This is a genomic window from Nocardia sp. NPDC057272 (genome assembly GCF_042668615.1).
In the GTDB taxonomy this organism is placed as follows: Bacteria; Actinomycetota; Actinomycetes; order Mycobacteriales; family Mycobacteriaceae; genus Nocardia.
Map to the genome: position 1 here is coordinate 1 of NZ_JBHUYK010000010.1, position 18,177 is coordinate 18,177.

Below are 18,177 nucleotides of genomic sequence, written 5' to 3' on the forward strand. Positions count from 1 at the left end.
GGCACCGGTGCTTGCTCCTTCGTCGCCTACGCACCGGCGCCTGACCGGCGGCCCGGCCGCGGACCGGCCACTTCGTGGCCGCCGCTCCCTAAGGGTCGCGGGTGCGGGGGTGGGAGTGCGGTCATGGCGGATTCGGAGTTTGACCACGGTGTGGCTGGTGGGGCGGGTGGTCGTCCCGAGGTGTGAGGGTGTGGCTGGTGGTCGGCGCATGGTGGCGGGTGTGGCTGGTAGCGCGGTGGTCGGTCAAAATATGTGGGGATGGCTGGTGATGCGGGTGGCCGGCCCTGGGCGTCGGTGGTCAGCGGGGATGGCTGGCCTGGGGTTTGTGGGTGGCTGGGAGGTCCTGGGTACTCCGGGGAGGGGGCTCGCTGACGTACCGGTGACGGTGATCTACCGCGGCGGGACTACTCCTGGCTGATCGGTTTCGGGGGGCGGCGACTTGGGTGTGGCGGGCTGTGACGGTGACACGTCGGATCCGGGAACCGGGCCGGTGACGCCGGGCTGACCGCCTGGGTCGGACATGTCGGGCATACCTGGCAGCGGAAGTGGTTGTGGCGCTTGGCGACCGGGTGGTGCCGGTGAGGCTGGTTGTTCCGAGGTCGGTGCGGGGGCTTCGGTCGGCCGCGGGGTTTCCACGGTGGGGGGCTTCGGCGCCGGTGGATTCGAATCCTGCTGTGTCGGTAGCTGATTCGGCTGAGTGGGCAGGGGAGCGGGTGCCTCGCTGGGCGCACTCGTCGGCGGAACGGTCGGGCCTTGGCTCTGTGGAGCGGGTTGTTCGGTCGATGGCGCTGGCGCTTCGGTGGTGGGTGCAGGCGGCTCGGTCGTGGGAGCGGGCGCTCCGGTAGACGGTGCGGGTGCCTCGTTGGGGGAACTCGTCGGCGGAATTGTCGGGCCCTGAGTTTGCGGAGCCGGCTGTTCGGTTGGCGGCGCCGGCGCTTCTGAAGTGGGTGCGGCTTCGGTAGACGGCGCTGGTGCCTCGGTTGGCGGTGCGGGCGCTTCGGAAGTGGGCGTAGGTGTTTCGGCAGGCAGCGCTGGGGGCTCGGTCGTGGGAGCGGGCGCTTCGGCGGTGGGCGGCGCGGGTGCTTCGGTAGACGGCGCTGGCGGCTCGGTGGTGGGTGCGGGCGCCTCGGTCGAAGGCGCCGGCGCTTCGGAACTGGGGGCGGGGGTTTCAGGCGACGGAGGCTGTGGAGTGGGGCTCTGGCCTTGGGGCGCAGGGCTTTCCGATGGTGCGGGGTCTTCGCCTGGTGTCACGGTGGCGCCGGGTGCCGGTGCATCACCGGGCTCCGCGCCAGATTCCGATTCCTGGGGCGATTCCGGCGAATTGCCTTGTGGCGCGGAGGGGCTCGTACCGGGGCTGGGGGTCGACCCGTTGCCCGGCGAGGGTGAACCGCCTCGGCCCGAAGGCGATTCGGTCTCCCCTGGTGCGAGGGGCAGTGCTGGGACACCCGTTCCGGCAAGCGAATACGCCGGCTTGTAGATCATGTTCATCGCCAGGACAGCTTCTTGGCGTAGCGCCTCGGCCGCCATCTGCGCGTCGATCACCTGCGCGCTCTCCAGCAGGCGGGCGATCGCCCCGATCGGGCCTGAACCGCCCGGCGCCACGACGGCCAGCTTCACGGCTTCGGCGGCCGCGGCTACACCGCCGAGGCGGGCGCCGACCTCGGCCATCACCGCGGCCAGTTCGTCGATGGAGGCGGCGAAGCTGCGGGTGCTCGCGGCGGCGGCATCGGCGGCGGCGCCGGACCAGCCGGTGTCGTTGATCACCCGGTCGGCGCCGGATTTGGTCAGCGGCATCGAGGTGGTGAGGGTGGTGGCGGTCTCCAGCCAGGTCATCGATGCGCCGAGGATGGCACCGGCGTCGATCTGCTGGGCGCGCGTGTAGATCTGTTCGTGCGGCATGGATTCGAAATGTTCCATCGCACTGATGTAGGTGGGGTCGGTGCTCATCCGCGCACCCTCGTATCGACGGCGCGCAGGGCGGCGGCCGCGGCGGCATCGGCTTCCTCGTAGAGGCCCGCGCTGAGCAGGAACGCCTCTTTCATCCGGTAGGCCGCCTCGATGTAGCGATCGAGCAGTTCGGCGGCGTCGCGTGCCTTGTGCGCGAAGCCCGCCTGCAACTGCTGGGCGGAGACGAAGCCGCCGAATCCCTCTGCCTCGGCAGCGTTCTCGAGCCCCTGTCGCAGCTGGGCGAGATGCTCGGCCTGCTGTTCGTAGAGGTCGGCGCACCGGCGCGCGGCATCGGGGTCGAATGTCAGTGTCCCCGCCACGGCGGCGCTGCGGAACCGGGAGATCTCGGCTCTGCTGCTCTCGATCGTCATCGCGTCTCCCCTCCAGATGATGCGGTGGAGTCCAGGTTAGCCGGACCTTCTGCTGTGCGAACTGTGCGCCGGCACCAATCTGCGCTGCAATTGCGCGGCCAGTTGCCCAGTGGATGCGGGCACGACGTGCACGGTTTCGCCCGCTCGCAGCAGGTAGCGGCCGTCGTTGGCCACGTCGATCCAGCTGTAGTGCACCGGCGGGTTCGGCACCGGACGGTCGAGCCCGGTTTCGATGCGGATGTGGCCCTCGGCGGTGTGCGGTCTGCGCAATAATCGCTGGATGCGCGGCACGGCGGGATGGGTCGCGAGCACGGTTTCCTCGTCGCGCACCGCGTCGGTCGCGGCCTCGCGCGCGGGTTCGCGTCCGGGTGGGGTATCGGGCAGGCAGGCGGTGACGCGTGCGCCGATTCCCGCGGTGTGCCCGATCGAAACACGTACGCTGCCACCGTAATCGGGCCGGGTACTGGGTTCCTGCACTACCAGGACCGCGTGGTCGTAGACCGCGCAGGCCAGTAGCCGGATTTCGCTGCCGGGAGTATGGGCGCCGCCGACCAGCACGATCCTGGCGTGCGGTTCGGCGATGATCCGCAGACAGGCGGCGAGGTCGGGGTCGCCCCCGCGTAGTCGATCGTCGAGTCCCGCGCGCAATCGGGCCGCGTCGTTCTCGGTGCGCGGCGACTCGAGCACGCGCAGCGGAAACGGCATGCGATCCTGACCCGATTCCCGCCAGACGTGCGCGAATTCGTCAGCGGTGAAGGTCCATCCCATTGCCGATCCCATCCTTACCGAACCAGGACGAGGACAGCCTAACCCGCGCTGTCCGATTCCGGCGTGCCGATCGAGCCTCATACCTCCGAACGGAATCTTTTCCCGCTCCGCGTACCACGGATGAATATTTCGGTGGACGTCGAGGTCGGCAGAACCCTTCTACGATCGCGGCATGGGCGGTCGGACCTCTCAGTAACCGCGCGCGGTGTCGATGATCGCGTCCAGCGGCTCGCCCGCGACGAACCGCGCCACATTCGCGCCGACATGATCGGCGAACGCCGCCAACCGCAACTGCGGTGGGTTCGAATCGTGCGGGGTGATGATCGCGTTCGGCAGTGTCCACAGCGGGTGCCCGTCGGGCAGCGGTTCCGGGTCGGTGACGTCGAGTCCGGCGCCTCCGATCACCCCACCGGTCAGCGCGTCCACCAGCGCATCGGTGTCGATCAGGCTGCCACGGGCCACATTGATCACCCACGACGACGGCTTGAGCCTGGACAGTTCGTCGGCGCCGATGAGGTGGCGGGTCTGTGCCGTCGCCGGTGCCGCGACCACCACATGATCGGTGTGCGACCACACCCGTGCGAGCTGATCGGTCGGCACCGTCTCGACATCGGCGGGAATGCCGGGCCCGGTCACCGGACGTCCCGACCGGTTCACCGCGATCACATGGGCGCCCAGCGGCGCCAGCATCGGGATCAGCGCGCGACCGATCCCGCCGGCGCCGACGATCGTCACGGTCTTGCCTCGCAACGATCCGACGTGCGGGAAGAACTCCCGCTGCTGCCACGACGTCGCCCGCAACTGTTCGGGCAGGTACCGCACACCGGCCAGCAACAGCATCAGCGCGTGTTCGGCGACACTGTGCGAGAACGCCCCTGCCGCGGAGGTGAACACCACCTCCGGATGCGCGGTGAACACGCCCGCGTCGAAGAAGTCCTCGATCCCCGCGGCGGGCAACTGCGCCCAGCGCACCGACGACGGCAGGGTCGCCGGAAAATCGCTGGGTTTGCCGGTCCAGATCAGTGCGTCGGCCTCCGCCAGCTCACCGACCCGAGCGCCCGCTCCGACGACCGCTTTCTCGAGCAAGCGCGGCGCCGGCTGATCCGGGGCGATCGCGATCGTGGTCGCGGATTCCTGCACAGAGACCTCCTGGGTCGATCGGCTGCCGGTGCCGCACTGCGGCTCGAGCGCTGTCCTGGGCACCGCACGCGGTACCGGACTCTGATTCTTCCTCGTCGCTGTCGACGGCGCCCCCGCACCCTCCCGGTCTCGCGAAGTGGTCCGGGACTGCTCACTATTCGTCGAGGTCGACGAGTTCCTCGACGCCGTGCCGGTCGGCCAGTTCCAGCAGGGGCGCGATATCGAAGACGGCGTTGTCCATGTCGGCCTGTAGGTCGCCGAGTTCGGCATAGCGGGCAGGCACGGTCTGGATGGTGAAGTCGCGGGGCACGATGTCGTCGATCTCGGTCCAGCGAACCGGGGTCGACACGGTGGCCTCCGGCACGCCGCGCACGGAGTAGGCGGCGGCGATGGTGTGGTCGCGTGCGTTCTGGTTGTAGTCGACGAACAGCTGCGCGGGATCGCGGTCCTTGCGCCACCAGGCCGTGGTGACATCCTCGGGCGCACGCCGTTCGATCTCCTGCGCGAACGCGAGCGCGGCCCGGCGAACCTCCTGAAACCCGTACTCCGGCGCGATCCGCACGTACACGTGCAGTCCGGACCCACCGGAGGTCTTCGGCCAGCCGACCGCGCCGAGCTCGTCGAGCACCTCGTGCACCACCCCGGCCACCCGCTGCACCCGCGACCACGGGCAGTCGGGCATCGGATCGAGGTCGATGCGCCATTCGTCGGGCGACTCGGTATCGGAGGCCCGCGAATTCCAGGGATGGAACTCCACGGTGGACATCTGCACAGCCCAGATCACATCGGCGAGCTCGTGCACGCAGAGCTCGTCGGCATGCCTGCCGTAGCGCGGAAAATACACGCGCACGGTCGGGAGCCAGTCCGGCGCGCCCGCGGGCACCCGCTTCTGGTGCACCTTTCCGCCCGGCAGTCCCTTGGGGAATCGGTGCAGCATGCAGGGCCGATCCCGCAGGGCGTTGACGATCCCGTCCCCGACGCTCAGGTAGTACTGCGCGAGGTCGAGCTTGGTCACGCCGAGCTCGGGGAAATACACCCGGTCGGGATTGCTGACCCGCACCGTGTGCTCACCCACCGGTAGTTCGACCGCAGGCGCCGCAGACTTGGCCACCCGCCCAACGATAGACGAGCAGGCCCGCCCCCACTGGGGAGCGAGCCTGCGTCGGTGTGGCCGTTACCAGCGGCTGTGCTCCGTCGGTGGGGTGTAGTAGCTCTCGGCGTAGGAGTGCTCTGCCCAGCGGGACTTCGCGTCCGCGTCGCTGTCACCACCGTGGCCGGGCCACCACGCGCGCCGCCCGAGCAGCGCGGTCACCGCGGGAGTGAAGAACAGCGCCATCACGAACGCGGCGATCGCGATGCCCACCGAGATGGCGAAGCCCATCTGCGACAGAGTGCTGTTGCCCGCCAGCATCATCGAGGCGAAGGTGCCCGCCAGGATCAGTCCGGCCGCCGCGACGGTCGGCCCGGTGTGCCGCACGGCCAGCGCCGCCGCTTCGCGTGGCGTGTGCCCCTCGCGGGCTTCCTCTCGCAACCGGGCGACCATCAGGATGTTGTAGTCGGTGCCCAGCGCGACGACGAACAGGTACATGATCACCGGCAGCGTGAAGATCAGGCCGTTCTCGCCCTGGATCTGCTGGAACACCAGCACCGTCGCGCCCAAGGTCGCGGCGAAGCCGAGGAACACCGAGGCCATCAGGTACCACGGTGCGACGAGACTGCGCAGCAGCAGCGCCAGCACGAGCATGATCAGGATCGCGGCCACCGGGAAAACGATCGCGTAGTCGTGGTTCATCGCGTCCTTGAAGTCCACGAACACCGCGGTCATGCCGCCGACCGCCGCCGTGGCCCCCGCGGGCGCCGCTTGGTGGGCGACCGTACGCAGCGGACCGGCCACCGTGTCGAGCGCGGCATCGGATTCCGGTGCGTTGGCCAGCGTCACCTGGAAGTTCGCGATCGTGCGGTCCGGTGACAATTGCGCCTGCCCGACCTGCCCGACGCCCTCGACCTGGGTCAACGCCGTTCGGTAGGCCGTGAGCTGGTCCTCGCCCAGCGGTCCGCCGGGCGAGTGCAGCAGCACGTCGGAGGGCTGCGTGGCGCCCGCGGGCATCCCCTTGAGCAGCTCGGTGGTGAAGACCACCGACTCGGAGGCGTCGGAGGTGGAACCCGAGCTCAGATCGAAGGTCGGGTTGAAGCCGACCGCGAACACCCCGAGCGCCACCAGCACTGCGCCGGAGGCGACGGCGAACACGCCGGGCCGCCTGCCCATCGCCGCGCCGATCGCGCCGAACCGTGCGCCTCTCGGCTCGACCTGCCACGCCTTCGACGGCCAGAACACCTTGGTGCCCAGCAGGGAGACGATCGCGGGTACCAGCGTGAGACCGGCCAGCAGCGCCACCGCGACGGCGATCGCCAGCGCGGGGCCCATCGCCCGGAACATGCCGAGGCTCGACAGGGTCAGCGCCATGAACGCGATGATCACGGCGGCTGCCGCCGAGGTGATGGCCTCACCGACGCGGGCCACAGCGTTGATCATCGCGGTCTTGGGATCGTCGCCCGCTCGCAGCCGTTCCCGGTAGCGGAACATCAGGAACAGGATGTAGTCGGTGCCGACGCCGAACAGTACGACCAGCAGGATGGCGCTGATCGAGGTGTCGATGTCGAGGTCGAATGCCTTGGCCGCCATGGCGATCAGGCCGCTGACGGTGCTCGAGATCGCGCCGATGGTGAGCACCGGCAGCAGGGCGATGACCGGGCTGCGGAAGATGATCAGCAGCAGCACCAGGATCAGCACGATCGTGGCGATGCCGATGATCGCCATGCCCTTTTCGCCCTCCTCGGTCTGATCGAGAGTCTGTGCCGCCGTGCCGGTGATGCCTGCCTTCAACCCGGTGTCACGCACCTGTTCCTTCAGCTGTTCGCGCAGGCTCTTCACCGCCTCGCCCTGCGTCTTGTCGGCGGCGTCGGTGAGCTTGGTCATCTGCACCGCGACGACCTGAACCAGGCGATTCTCCGACGGTGGTGTCACCTGAATGCCGGTGACCCCCTTGATATTGCGTGCGGTGAGCGCTGCCGCTGCCGCGTTGACCGTAGTCGAGTCGTCATCGGTGAGTGCCGCGCCGTCCGCGCGGACCATCACGATGAGCGCGGCGGGGGCGGAATACTGCGGAAATGCTTGCTCCTGCAACTTCATCGCCTGGATCGACTCGTAATGCGAAGGCAGGAACTCGGATTGGTCGGTCGTCGCGGTGAGCGTCGGCGCCGTCGACAACACGGCGACGATCGCGAGCACCCACAGCCCGATCACTTTCCAGGGATGGTGGACGACGACGCGTCCCAGTCTGGCGAACATGTTGGTAGGTCCTTTCCCGGCCCGGCCGGTCAGATGTCGAGGTCGTGGTTGCGCGGGTGCTGGACGCGGTCGACGATCATCAGGTGCACCTTCGGGGAGACCAGTGGGCGCAGCGCGTCGACCGAATCGACCACCTCGGTGGTGTAGTCGCCCCAGCTCTGCTCGCCCTTGCCGAGGATCGAGCGCCAGTTCTTCCAGTCCACGGTCCAGTCGCCGAGCTCGTTGTAGTCCGACCATGCGGAGGTCTGCTTGTGCACCAGGAAGTTGCCCTTGCGGGTCAGGTAGACGCGGACCGTTTCGATGGCCTTGCGGGTTACCCGGCGTGACTGGCCGACCTGTCGGCCGGTGAAGCGCTGGGTGCGGCCGCCTCCTGGACCGACCTTGACGAGGACCGGGGCGAAGCCGTCGCTGTCGGTGTTCGGCTCGGTGGTGTCTACGGCGGTGTCGTACGCGGGTTCGATGGTCATCGATTGCTCCGATTCGATAAGGCAGTGCGCATGTGGGCATGGGTATACGAGCGGCGTGCCCTGTGTTCCGGGCCGTCGTTGTGGGTCTGTGTTCAGTTGTGCGGTAGCAGTACTCGTTCCGTCCGACTCACTATAAGTAGATGTATACGTATAGAGCAAGAGGCAAAAAAAGTCCGCACGGATCGACTCCGTGCGGACCGCTGCGTGCGGGGCGGAACTACAGCTCGTAGACGCCGAACGCCCGATTCTGGATGCACATCGGCATCACGTGAACCCGGTCGGTCCATTCGAATCTCGCTGCCGCCTCGACGGTTTCGCGTTCGGCGACGCACACGCTCGCGGTGCCCGGCATCGTCAACGGATTGAGCACCGCCAGGGGGATGCCGGCGTGGACGCCGCTGTAGAGGCCGCCGCTGAAGCACAGCGGAGTGATGGCGATGCCGCGGATCGCGCTCTCGCGGTCGGCGGCGGCCTGGGCGCCGGGGACGCCGGCGCAGTCGAGCGGGTTCTCGTTCGACGCCTGGGCGGGAACGGTCAAGAGGGTGAATCCGGCCGCACAGCCCGCGGCAACGGCCATCAGGGTTCGAGCAAATGTGGTCCTGGTCATAGGCGCATTCAAGCACTGGTGGTGATGGGTGCCCACAATCTGGGCGGCGTGTTGGGCGGTGTTTTCGGCGCGCCGGGCGCGCGTGTTCGCGGCCCCGAGCGGCGACCCGGCCGCCCATCCTCGGCGTCGGGTCGCTCGGGCCGGGTCAGGTCGGGGTGGCCAGGGCGAAGGGGAGGACCGCGTCGGCGCCGCTGGTGCGCAGGGCGTGGGCGGCGACGGTCATGGTCCAGCCGGTGTCGGTGAGGGTGTCGACGAGCAGGATCGGTCCGTCGACCCCGGAGAGGTCGGGGATCTCCCAGGAGTCGAACAGCCCGGCGACCCGATGGGCGGAGTTCGCCGCCGAGACCGGGGGACGGTCGGGTCTGGTGCGGAGGGTGCCGAGGTTGTCGAGTCGGCCGATCTGGGCCAGGCGTTCGGCGAGACTGGTGGTGAGCTGGGGGTATCGGGGGGATTCGAGAGCCAGCACCGAGGTGGGACGGGTGGTCCAGGTCCAGTCGCGCAGTACCGCGACGCAGGCGTCGAAGACCGCGTCGGGGACCGGTGCGTCGGGGGCGTCGAGCAGGGCGCGCAGCCGCATGCCCCAGCCCAGGTCGGTGAGTCGGCCGAGCACGCGGCCGGTCTCGGCACCGCCGGAGATCTTGCCCGACAACGGGATTCCCAATTTCGCCATGCCGCTCGGCCACTGTTTGCGGGGGGCCAGGTCGAGGCCCGGACGGTCGAGACGGGCTCGGGTGGCGGCGATCGCGGCGTCGTCGACGGTGGTGTCGGCACGGGTGCCGGTGCAGTTGTCGCAGCGTCCGCAATCGAGATCCGCGGTCGCGAGCCCGTCCAGGCCGGGGTCGTCGAGCTGGCGGCGCAGGAAGGTCATCCGGCACGACGCCGTCGACTGATAATCGATCATCGCCTGTTGTTCGGCGTCGCGTGCCGCGGCCAGGCCCTCGTAGCGCTCGGTGTCGTAGGTCCAGTCCTGGCCGGTCGAGAGCCAGCCGCCGCGCACCCGGCGCACGGCGCCGTCGACGTCGAGCACCTTCAGCACCATCTCGAGACGCGATCGGTTCAGCTCGACGAGCGGTTCGAGCGCCACCGTCGACATCGCCCGGTCGGTGTCCAGCGCGGCGAGCACCGAGCGCACGATGTGTTCACGCGGGAAGGCGACGGAGGCGAAGTAGCTCCAGATCCGCGCGTCCTCGGGGCCGGGCAGCAGAACGACCTCGGCTCGTTCGGTACCGCGCCCCGCACGACCGACCTGCTGGTAGTAGGCGATCGGCGAGGACGGCGCACCGACGTGCACGACGAATCCGAGATCCGGTTTGTCGAAACCCATGCCCAGCGCCGACGTCGCGATCAACGCCTTCACCTCGTTGTTCAGCAGCGCGGCCTCGAGCACCTCGCGTTCGGCCGGGTCGGTCTGGCCGGTATAGGCGGCGACGGTGTGGCCGTGTGAATTCAGCAGGTCGGCCAGATCGTTGGCCGCCGCGACCGTGAGGCAGTAGATGATGCCCGAGCCCGGCATCCGATGCAGCTGTTCGCCCAGCCACGCTGTGCGCTGCACCGCGTCGTCGAACCGCACCACCGACAGGTGCAGTGATTCACGATCCAACGTGCCGCGCAGCACCAACGTATCGGTGCCGATCTGTCCGGCCACGTCGGTGACCACCCGGTCGTTGGCGGTCGCGGTGGTCGCCAGGACCGGCACCTCCGACCCGAGGTCGGCGATCAGCGTGCGGATGCGGCGGTAGTCGGGCCGGAAATCGTGGCCCCAGTCCGACACGCAGTGCGCTTCATCGATGACAACGAGCCCGGCGTCGGCAGCAAGGCGCGGCAGCACCTGATCGCGAAAGTCGGGGTTGTTCAACCGTTCCGGGCTCACCAGCAGCACGTCGACCGCACCATCGGCCACCTGCTGATGGATCTCGTCCCACTCGGTGACGTTGCCCGAGTTGATCGTGGCCGCCACCACCCCGGCCCGCTCGGCGGCCGCCACCTGGTTGCGCATCAACGCCAGCAACGGCGACACGATCACCGTGGGCCCACGCCCCGCCCCGCGCAGCAACTTGGCCGCGATGAAGTACACCGCCGACTTACCCCACCCGGTCCGCTGCACGACCAGCGCCCGCCTGCGCTGCACCACCAGCGCTTCGATCGCGATCCACTGATCCTCCCGCAACCGCGCGTCGGGTCCGGCGAGCTCGCGAAGCAGCTGTTCGGCTCGTTCGCGCAGGTCAGGAGCCGTCAGGTCGAGCACATCGTTGCCTGCGGGTGAGGTCATGCGCCTATCGTGCCGTACACCTCCGACAGGTTCGATGGGCAACACAGACGATGGGGCGCGGCAGGGTCGTGTCGCGCTATCGCTCCTACTGGTCAGCGCGCCGGCCGGGTTCGCATCAACGCATGGCTACGCCTTCGTCGTCGGGCTGCTGCTAGTCGGCGCGGATGTGGCGGGCACCCTCTGCCGACGATGAATCAACACACGACCGTGTCCCGATCGACCCGGAATCAACGCGAGTTTCATTCCACGCCAAGGAACATCGTTGGCATGGCAGCATTGCCGCATCTGATCCGAGGGGCGTTGGGGAACGAACGGGGGATTTTGTATGGCAAGCCGTACCGGTGTCGTTGAAGTAGTACTCAACCCGGAAATACCCGCAGTCGCGTATGCGATAGGCCTGCTCCAAACCGATGGATCGCACGAGGGAGATCTGAATGGGAAGGGGCGCATCTCGCTCGAGCTTGCTGTCCGAGATGAGAGCGTTCTGACGCATCTAGCGGCAGCGCTTCCGTGCTATTCATCGATTGGTCATCGAACCAGGGCGACGAATTTCGCGGCTCACTCGGAAACCGCCACGCTGCGGTTTTATGACCGTGCCACAAGGCGAGCGTTCGCGGAGCTCGGGGTTGCAGTCGGTCGCAAGGCTACGGAGATTCGCCCGCCGCTGACGCCATATTCGGAGGCCGACTACCTGCGTGGACTCTTGGATGGTGACGGTTCCATCGGATTCACCCGGAAGGGCGAGCCATTCGTAAGCTTTGTAACCGCCAGCCCTTCAGCTGCGGAATTCTTCTGCCGCGCCGTGCGAAAAGTCTGCGGGGTGGAGCGGAGCTGTCGTCCGAATCGGCGGGATGGCGTTGCCAACGTGATGGTCCTCAATCACGCTGCCGCGCGGCTCGCGGCATGGACGTGGTACTCGCCTGATGTCATAGGAGTCGAGCGTAAGCGCATCGCCGCAGCTCGCGTTGCTTGTTGGTCCCCGCCGCCGGAGAGAGCTGGGCGTTACGGCGCCCTGCGGAAACGGTGGACAGCAGCTGACGACAGCGTCGTATTGGAGTATGGGTCGGCGGAAGCGGCCGAACTGCTGGGCCGCACGGTTTCCAGTGTTTCGGCGCGGCGCTGGCGATTGCGGAATGGTGCAGCTTGATCGCGGTGGGCTTGTTCGGTCACTGGGCGTGCAGCGCTGCCGCGATCTCTTCGCGATTGGGGATCGCCGAGCTCGCTCCGAATCGGGTGGTCGCCAGAGCTCCGGCGGTATTGGCCCAGCTCAGCGCGGTAGGCACGCCCCGATCCCAGGTTGCGACCAGCGCGCCGGTGAACGCGTCGCCCGCGCCCGTCGTGTCGATGACCTCGACGGTGCGACCGCCTACGGATCGCCCGTTTCCGTCGGTGTCGCGATAAACCGCGCCGTCCCCACCGAGCGTGCGCACGAGATGCGCGACGTGCGTCAGCTTGTCCGAATACTGCTCGGACTCCAGGGAATTCACGATCGCGACGTCGACGGCCGCCCATAGTTCCTCGGGTAGGGGCTGAAACGGGGACGGGTTGAGCGCGACGACGGTGCCCGACGCGCGGGCGTGCTGTGCTGCGGCGAGCACCGTGTGGATCGGAATCTCCAACTGGCACAACAGGATGTCGGCTTGCGCGATCGCGGCGAGTTCGGCTGCCGTCAGATCGGTCACCCGCCCGTTGGCCCCCGCCACCACGATGATGCTGTTCTCGCCTGCCTCGTCGACAACGATCGAGGCGATCCCGCTGGCGCCATCGACCCTGCGTAGCAAAGTGATGTCGACGCCTGCCTCCGACAGTGTGGCAGCCAGGTCCGTCCCGAACGCGTCGTCGCCGATCGCCCCGAGAAATCGCACCTGCGCCCCGGATCGTGCGGCCGCGATCGCCTGGTTCGCCCCCTTACCGCCGGGCACGGTCGCGAAGTCGCTCCCGAGCACCGTCTCACCCGGCGCGGGCCTGCGCGGGACCGTCGTGACCAGGTCCATGTTGACGCTGCCGAGCACGACGACGGTCGGCGAACCGGTGCGATCCATGACGCCGAATCTAGCGGCGACGGGGTTGCTGTGGACAACTTTGTCGACGGCGTCGCCGAACCTGTGCACAACTCGGTCCCGGTGCCGGTCGGAGGGCTATTCCGGGTCCCGGGTGGCGTCGAGCGCGCGAGGCGGCCTGCGTAGGCTGATATCCATGACGGTAGAAGTGACCCCCGAGCTGGACATCCGCGCAGCGGTGCACGACGCCGCCCGCAGGGCTCGCGTCGCGTCCCGTGTGCTGGCTCAGCTGACCACGGCGCAGAAGAACGACGCCCTGCACGCGGCGGCCGACGCCCTGCTCGCCGCCGCCGATCGCGTACTCGCGGCCAACGCCGAGGACATCGCGACCGCGCAGGCCGCCGGTACCGAGGAGAATCTGCTCGACCGGCTGCGGCTCACCAAGGCCCGCATCGACGGCATCGCCTCGGGTCTGCGGCAGGTCGCCACCCTGCCCGACCCGGTGGGTGTCATCGTGCGCGGTTCCACGCTGCCCAACGGCCTCGAGATCCGCCAGACCCGGGTCCCGCTCGGTGTGGTCGGCATGGTCTACGAGGCGCGGCCCAATGTCACCGTCGACGCGTTCGGTCTCGCTCTCAAATCGGGCAACGCGGCGCTGCTGCGCGGGTCGTCCTCGGCGGCGAACTCCAACGCCGCACTGGTCGAGGTCTTGCGCGAAGCCCTTGTCGCCCAGGACGTTCCGGCCGACGCCGTGCAACTGCTGCCCAGCAACGACCGCTCCAGCGTCACCCACCTGATCCAGGCGCGCGGTCTCGTCGACGTGGTGATCCCGCGCGGCGGTGCGGGCCTGATCAACGCCGTGGTCCGCGACGCACAGGTGCCCACGATCGAGACCGGCACCGGCAACTGCCACGTCTACGTGCACTCGGCCGCCGATCTGGACATGGCCGAGGCCATCGTGCTCAATGCCAAGACCCGCCGACCCAGCGTCTGCAACGCCGCCGAGACCGTACTCATCGACGCCGCCGTCGCCGAGACCGCGCTGCCGCGGCTCAGCAAGGCGCTCGAGGACGCGGGCGTCACCATCCACGGCGACCTGCCCGGTCAGGTCCCGGCCACCGATGCCGACTGGGGTGAGGAGTACCTCACCCTCGATATCGCGCTGAAGGTGGTCGGCGACCTCGATGCCGCCGTCGACCACATCAACACCTGGGGGACCGGCCACACCGAGGCCATCGTCACCGCCGATCTGGCCGCCGCTCGCGAGTTCACGGCCCGCGTGGACGCCGCAGCGGTGATGGTGAACGCGTCCACCGCGTTCACCGATGGTGAGCAGTTCGGTTTCGGCGCCGAGATCGGCATCTCCACCCAGAAACTGCACGCCCGCGGCCCGATGGCACTGCCCGAACTCACCTCCACGAAGTGGATCGTGTGGGGCGACGGCCAGACTCGGCCGGTGTGATCGTGACTCTCGTACAGGAACCGATCTTCACGTCGGTAGACGATGTCATCTCCCGGCTCGCCACCACCGGATACCTGGCCGACAAGGCAACGGCCACCTCGGTCTTCCTTGCCGATCGGCTGGGCAAACCGCTGCTCATCGAGGGCCCGGCCGGTGTCGGCAAGACCGAACTCTCGCGGGCGGTAGCCCAGGTCGCCGATGCCGAACTGGTCCGCCTGCAGTGCTACGAAGGCGTCGACGAGGCTCGCGCGCTCTACGAGTGGAATCACGCCAAGCAGATCCTGCGGATCCAGGCGTCGAGTGAAAACGATTGGGCCGAAACCAAAGCCGACGTCTTCACCGAGGAGTTCCTGCTCTCGCGCCCGTTGCTCACTGCCATCCGCCGCACCGAGCCGACGGTGCTGCTGATCGACGAGACCGACAAGGCCGACGTCGAGATCGAGGGTCTGCTGCTCGAAGTGCTCAGCGATTTCGCGGTGACCGTCCCCGAACTGGGCACCATCACCGCCACCCGCAAGCCGTTCGTGGTGCTCACCTCGAACGCCACCAGGGAACTGTCGGAGGCGCTCAAACGCCGCTGCCTGTACCTGCACTTGGACTTCCCCGACGAAGATCTCGAGCGCCGCATCCTGGCCAGCCGCGTGCCGGAACTTCCGAGCACCGTGGCCGAGCAACTGGTGCGGGTCGTGCACGTATTGCGCGGCATGCAACTCAAGAAGCTGCCCTCGGTCGCCGAAACGATCGACTGGGGCAACACCTTGCTCGCGCTGGGCGCCGCCGACCTCGACGACGCGACCGTGCGCGCCACGCTCGGCGTGGTGCTCAAGCACCGCAGCGATCACCAGCGCGCGCTGGCCGAGCTGAAACTGGCCTGATCGTGACCGCGCCAGCACCCCACGGAATCGGCGGCCACGTCGCCGGTTTCGTCGGTGCGCTCCGCGCCCGTGGCGTGCCGGTGGGACCCTCGGAAACCGTCGACGCGGGCCGGGTACTCACCGTGCTGGATCTGCTCGATCGCGAAGCGGTGCGTGAGGGGCTGGCCTGTGCGCTGTTGCGCAGGCCCACCCATCGCGCCACCTTCGACGGCTTGTTCGATCTGTGGTTCCCCGTTGCCGTGGGTGATCGCACCGCCGAGACCCCGGACCTGCCACGCACCCCCGACGGCCAGATCGACCTGGCCGCCCTCCGTGAGCAGCTCGCCGAAATGCTCGCCGCCGAGGACGGTGGCGAGCGGTTACAAATGCTGGCCGGACAGGTGGTCGAGCAGCTCGGGCAGTACCAGTCCGCGCGCGGACCATCGTTCTCCGCGTACCAGGCTCTCAAAGATCTGGCGCCCCAGTCCTTGCTGGCCAAGGTGCTCGCGGGTCTGTCCCTCCCACCGGACGCGAGCGACCGTGACACCGAGGTTGCCCGCCGCGTTGCGCGGGAACGCATCGCGGGGTTCCGGGCCAGCGTGGAAGCCGAGACCAATCGGCGCGTGGCAGAGCAGATCGGCCGCGAACGCGTCGCGACCTACGGTGTCGCGCGCCAAGCCGAGGACGCCGACTTCCTGCGCGCTTCCGAACGCGAGCTCACCGAACTGCGGCGCGGCACCCAGCGGCTGGCCCGGATCCTGGCCTCCCGGCTGGCGGTGCGGCGCAAACGAGCGCGGCGCGGCGAAATCGATCTGCGCAAAACTCTGCGTGCCTCGATGTCCACCGGTGGGGTGCCGATCGACCTGGTGAACCGCAAGCCGCGCCCCGGTCGACCGGAACTGGTGCTGCTGTGCGATATCTCGGGCTCGGTGGCCGGGTTCAGCAACTTCACACTGTTGCTGGTGAGCGCACTGCGGGAGCAGTTCTCCCGGGTGCGGATCTTCGCGTTCGTCGACCGCACCGACGAGGTGACGAGCTTTTTCGAGCCGTACGCGGGTCTCGACGATGTGATGACCCGGATCTTCACCGAGTCGCGCATCATCGACGCCGACGGGCACTCCGACTACGGCTACGCGCTGACCAGCTTCGCCGAGAACTTCGGTGAGGCCGTCACCAGCCGCAGCTCACTGCTGGTTCTCGGCGACGGCCGCACCAACTACCGCAACCCGCAGCTGGACACCCTGCGCGAACTGGTGGGCACCGCCCGGCACGCGCACTGGCTGAATCCGGAACCGAAGAACCTGTGGGGGACAGGCGATTCAGCGGCGCGCGACTACGGTTCGGTGATCGAGATGCACGAATGCCGATCAGCTCGGCAGCTCACCGAGGTGGTCTCCCGATTGTTGCCCGTCTGAAGGAGCTGACGATGAGTGTCGACGTCTTGGCTTACTGCCTGGCCAAACCGGGCGCCTGGGAAGACGAGCCGTGGGAGGGCGACACTGTCGCCAAGGTCGGTGACAAAGTCTTCGCGTTCCTCGGCGCGGGCACGTCGATCGGGCTCAAGTGCGGGCGGGACCGCACCGAAGCCGACGAGCTGGTCGACATCTACCCCGACGACGTCACCGTGTCGGCCTACATCGGCCGCTACGGCTGGAACAGCATCCGCGTCGGCGGCGCGGTGCCGGACGACGAACTATGCGAATTGATCGACGCCTCCTACGACGCGGTCGTCGCCAAGCTCCCGAAGTCGAAGCGCCCCACTGCCTGAGTACTTCAGCCGACGTTAAGCGGCTCACATGGCACGGCTACCAAGATCACGCCCATGCTGGCAGGGGCGTCGCGCGACGACGAGCGATCCGATCGACGGATATCGGATGCAGTGATGGTTCTGCCGGGCTGTGCGCTCGCGCGGTCGGCGAGCTCCGTCCGGTGAACGATGCGTTCGCGAACGAGAACGATGCGCTCGGAGAAGAAGAACCTCACCTTCCGCCTGCCGGTGGCCTCGAGGTGGGTTCGGCCAGAGCAGGACAGGCCACGGCGCTCGCGGCAGGTTCGTTCGGTGCGGATGCCCGTCCTCTCGCGCCGGGTTCAGGGGCGCGGGCGGCGCGGCGGCTGGCCGGCATCGCCGCCGCTCGGCTGACGGACGCTCCCGCGGCAGCGGAGGAGCAACTGCGCCGGGCCCTGGTTGTCGGCGCGGGTGAGCTGGCCGGGCGCGAACTCGCCGCGATGCGCACGCAGCTGGTGACCGCGGTCGCCGCCCAGCCGGGCCGTGACCGCGACGTGGCCCGCGCCGCCGCCTCGGCCGCTGCCTGCTGGCAGCCGATCTCGTGTGCGGACTGGGTCCACCTGTGGCTGGTCGCGGGCCGAGCCTGGCATCGTGCGGGGCGGCACGGCGAAGCGGTGGTCGCCTTCGACCGACCACTGCTCACCGGCCCCGTCGGCTACCCACCTGCCGAGCTCGCGCTGGTACGCGCCCAGTTCGCCGAATCGCTGAACCACGTCGGTCGCTACCGCCAGGCCGCCTGGCAGTTCACCGAGGCGGCACGGCTGATCGCCGGTACGCCCTCGTTGCGCCGCCGCCATGCCGATCTGGTCTGGTCGGCCGCGGTCGCCCGGGAGTGCTGTGGGCAGGAGACCGAGGCGCTCGGCGGCTACCTGCGCGCCGCGGGGCTGTGGGGCGAACAGGACAAGATCGTGCCGCGGGCCCGCTGCCTGCGTGCCGCCGCCTGGTTGCAACTGCGCGGACCGCAGGGGCGTGTGCGTGGGCCTTGGTGGGTAACGATCGATGTGTTGTTGACCGAGCTGGACCGCCGGGTAGCCGCCGAGCCCGCGGCGCACCTCGTCGAAGAGCTGAAACGCACCCGTGCCCAGTTCGCGCAGATGTGCGCGCAGGCGTCGGGACCTCGCGAGCGCCGCGATGGCGCGGAGTAGTCCGGTCCGCCC

At 68.6% G+C, this 18,177-nt stretch carries 16 protein-coding genes; 6 read left to right on the forward strand and 10 right to left on the reverse strand.

Annotation, left to right across the window (positions count from 1 at the left end; all coding sequences use genetic code 11):
* Positions 1–390: 390 nt before the first annotated feature.
* From ACFULV_RS15875 to ACFULV_RS15915, 9 genes are all read right to left on the reverse strand, one after another.
* Positions 391–1,947: a hypothetical protein gene (locus tag ACFULV_RS15875; RefSeq protein WP_378657153.1), complete on the reverse strand. Its 1,557-nt coding sequence runs from the start codon at positions 1,945–1,947 to the stop codon at positions 391–393.
* Positions 1,944–2,318, reverse strand: coding sequence for a hypothetical protein (locus ACFULV_RS15880; protein ID WP_378637375.1), 375 nt, complete (start codon positions 2,316–2,318; stop codon positions 1,944–1,946). The genes ACFULV_RS15875 and ACFULV_RS15880 overlap by 4 nt, the downstream gene beginning before the upstream one ends.
* A 36-nt stretch (positions 2,319–2,354) precedes the next feature.
* Positions 2,355–3,086, reverse strand: a complete 732-nt coding sequence (locus ACFULV_RS15885) for an ESX secretion-associated protein EspG (protein ID WP_378637377.1) — start codon at positions 3,084–3,086, stop codon at positions 2,355–2,357.
* A 189-nt stretch (positions 3,087–3,275) separates the two neighbouring features.
* Positions 3,276–4,226: a D-isomer specific 2-hydroxyacid dehydrogenase family protein gene (locus tag ACFULV_RS15890; protein WP_378637378.1), complete on the reverse strand. Its 951-nt coding sequence runs from the start codon at positions 4,224–4,226 to the stop codon at positions 3,276–3,278.
* Between the two features lie 154 nt (positions 4,227–4,380).
* Complete coding sequence (gene ligD / locus ACFULV_RS15895; RefSeq protein WP_378637380.1) at positions 4,381–5,337, reverse strand: non-homologous end-joining DNA ligase; 957 nt, start codon at positions 5,335–5,337, stop codon at positions 4,381–4,383.
* A gap of 63 nt (positions 5,338–5,400) precedes the next feature.
* Positions 5,401–7,575: an MMPL family transporter gene (locus ACFULV_RS15900; protein WP_378657156.1), complete on the reverse strand. Its 2,175-nt coding sequence runs from the start codon at positions 7,573–7,575 to the stop codon at positions 5,401–5,403.
* 29 nt (positions 7,576–7,604) lie between these two features.
* Complete coding sequence (locus ACFULV_RS15905) at positions 7,605–8,042, reverse strand: EXLDI protein (protein WP_378657159.1); 438 nt, start codon at positions 8,040–8,042, stop codon at positions 7,605–7,607.
* Positions 8,043–8,259: 217 nt separating this feature from the next.
* Positions 8,260–8,649, reverse strand: a complete 390-nt coding sequence (locus ACFULV_RS15910) for a hypothetical protein (RefSeq protein WP_378637387.1) — start codon at positions 8,647–8,649, stop codon at positions 8,260–8,262.
* A 145-nt stretch (positions 8,650–8,794) separates the two neighbouring features.
* Entirely contained in the window at positions 8,795–10,918 is a 2,124-nt protein-coding gene (locus tag ACFULV_RS15915) for a RecQ family ATP-dependent DNA helicase (protein ID WP_378657161.1), read from the reverse strand.
* Positions 10,919–11,243: 325 nt separating this feature from the next.
* Here ACFULV_RS15915 and ACFULV_RS15920 point away from each other — a divergent pair, with 325 nt between their 5' ends.
* Positions 11,244–12,065, forward strand: coding sequence for an LAGLIDADG family homing endonuclease (locus ACFULV_RS15920; protein WP_378657164.1), 822 nt, complete (start codon positions 11,244–11,246; stop codon positions 12,063–12,065).
* A 19-nt stretch (positions 12,066–12,084) separates the two neighbouring features.
* Here ACFULV_RS15920 and ACFULV_RS15925 read toward each other — a convergent pair whose 3' ends face one another.
* Complete coding sequence (locus ACFULV_RS15925) at positions 12,085–12,960, reverse strand: ribokinase (protein ID WP_378657167.1); 876 nt, start codon at positions 12,958–12,960, stop codon at positions 12,085–12,087.
* A gap of 154 nt (positions 12,961–13,114) precedes the next feature.
* On the opposite strand from ACFULV_RS15925, the gene ACFULV_RS15930 reads away from it, so the two are divergent.
* From ACFULV_RS15930 to ACFULV_RS15950, 5 genes are all read left to right on the forward strand, one after another.
* Entirely contained in the window at positions 13,115–14,380 is a 1,266-nt protein-coding gene (locus ACFULV_RS15930; protein WP_378657170.1) for a glutamate-5-semialdehyde dehydrogenase, read from the forward strand.
* Complete coding sequence (locus tag ACFULV_RS15935) at positions 14,377–15,255, forward strand: MoxR family ATPase (RefSeq protein ID WP_358071885.1); 879 nt, start codon at positions 14,377–14,379, stop codon at positions 15,253–15,255. The genes ACFULV_RS15930 and ACFULV_RS15935 overlap by 4 nt, the downstream gene beginning before the upstream one ends.
* On the forward strand, positions 15,252–16,649 hold the full coding sequence (locus ACFULV_RS15940) for a VWA domain-containing protein (RefSeq protein WP_378657538.1): 1,398 nt from the start codon (positions 15,252–15,254) through the stop codon (positions 16,647–16,649). The genes ACFULV_RS15935 and ACFULV_RS15940 overlap by 4 nt, the downstream gene beginning before the upstream one ends.
* An 11-nt stretch (positions 16,650–16,660) precedes the next feature.
* Positions 16,661–17,002, forward strand: a complete 342-nt coding sequence (locus tag ACFULV_RS15945; RefSeq protein ID WP_378637400.1) for an MmcQ/YjbR family DNA-binding protein — start codon at positions 16,661–16,663, stop codon at positions 17,000–17,002.
* 161 nt (positions 17,003–17,163) lie between these two features.
* A complete protein-coding gene (locus ACFULV_RS15950) occupies positions 17,164–18,165 on the forward strand; it encodes a hypothetical protein (protein WP_378657172.1) in 1,002 nt (333 codons plus the stop codon).
* Positions 18,166–18,177 lie beyond the last annotated feature (12 nt).

What these genes read in the sequence shown, in the direction of transcription:
- ACFULV_RS15875 (WP_378657153.1), bottom strand. Translation starts at nt 1,947, where the DNA reads ATGAGCACCGACCCCACCTACATCAGTGCGATGGAACATTTCGAATCC.
- ACFULV_RS15880 (WP_378637375.1), bottom strand. Translation starts at nt 2,318, where the DNA reads ATGACGATCGAGAGCAGCAGAGCCGAGATCTCCCGGTTCCGCAGCGCC.
- ACFULV_RS15885 (WP_378637377.1), bottom strand. Translation starts at nt 3,086, where the DNA reads ATGGGATGGACCTTCACCGCTGACGAATTCGCGCACGTCTGGCGGGAA.
- ACFULV_RS15900 (WP_378657156.1), bottom strand. Translation starts at nt 7,575, where the DNA reads ATGTTCGCCAGACTGGGACGCGTCGTCGTCCACCATCCCTGGAAAGTG.
- ACFULV_RS15905 (WP_378657159.1), bottom strand. Translation starts at nt 8,042, where the DNA reads ATGACCATCGAACCCGCGTACGACACCGCCGTAGACACCACCGAGCCG.
- ACFULV_RS15910 (WP_378637387.1), bottom strand. Translation starts at nt 8,649, where the DNA reads ATGACCAGGACCACATTTGCTCGAACCCTGATGGCCGTTGCCGCGGGC.
- ACFULV_RS15915 (WP_378657161.1), bottom strand. Translation starts at nt 10,918, where the DNA reads ATGACCTCACCCGCAGGCAACGATGTGCTCGACCTGACGGCTCCTGAC.
- ACFULV_RS15920 (WP_378657164.1), top strand. Translation starts at nt 11,244, where the DNA reads ATGGCAAGCCGTACCGGTGTCGTTGAAGTAGTACTCAACCCGGAAATA.
- ACFULV_RS15925 (WP_378657167.1), bottom strand. Translation starts at nt 12,960, where the DNA reads ATGGATCGCACCGGTTCGCCGACCGTCGTCGTGCTCGGCAGCGTCAAC.
- ACFULV_RS15930 (WP_378657170.1), top strand. Translation starts at nt 13,115, where the DNA reads ATGACGGTAGAAGTGACCCCCGAGCTGGACATCCGCGCAGCGGTGCAC.
- ACFULV_RS15945 (WP_378637400.1), top strand. Translation starts at nt 16,661, where the DNA reads ATGAGTGTCGACGTCTTGGCTTACTGCCTGGCCAAACCGGGCGCCTGG.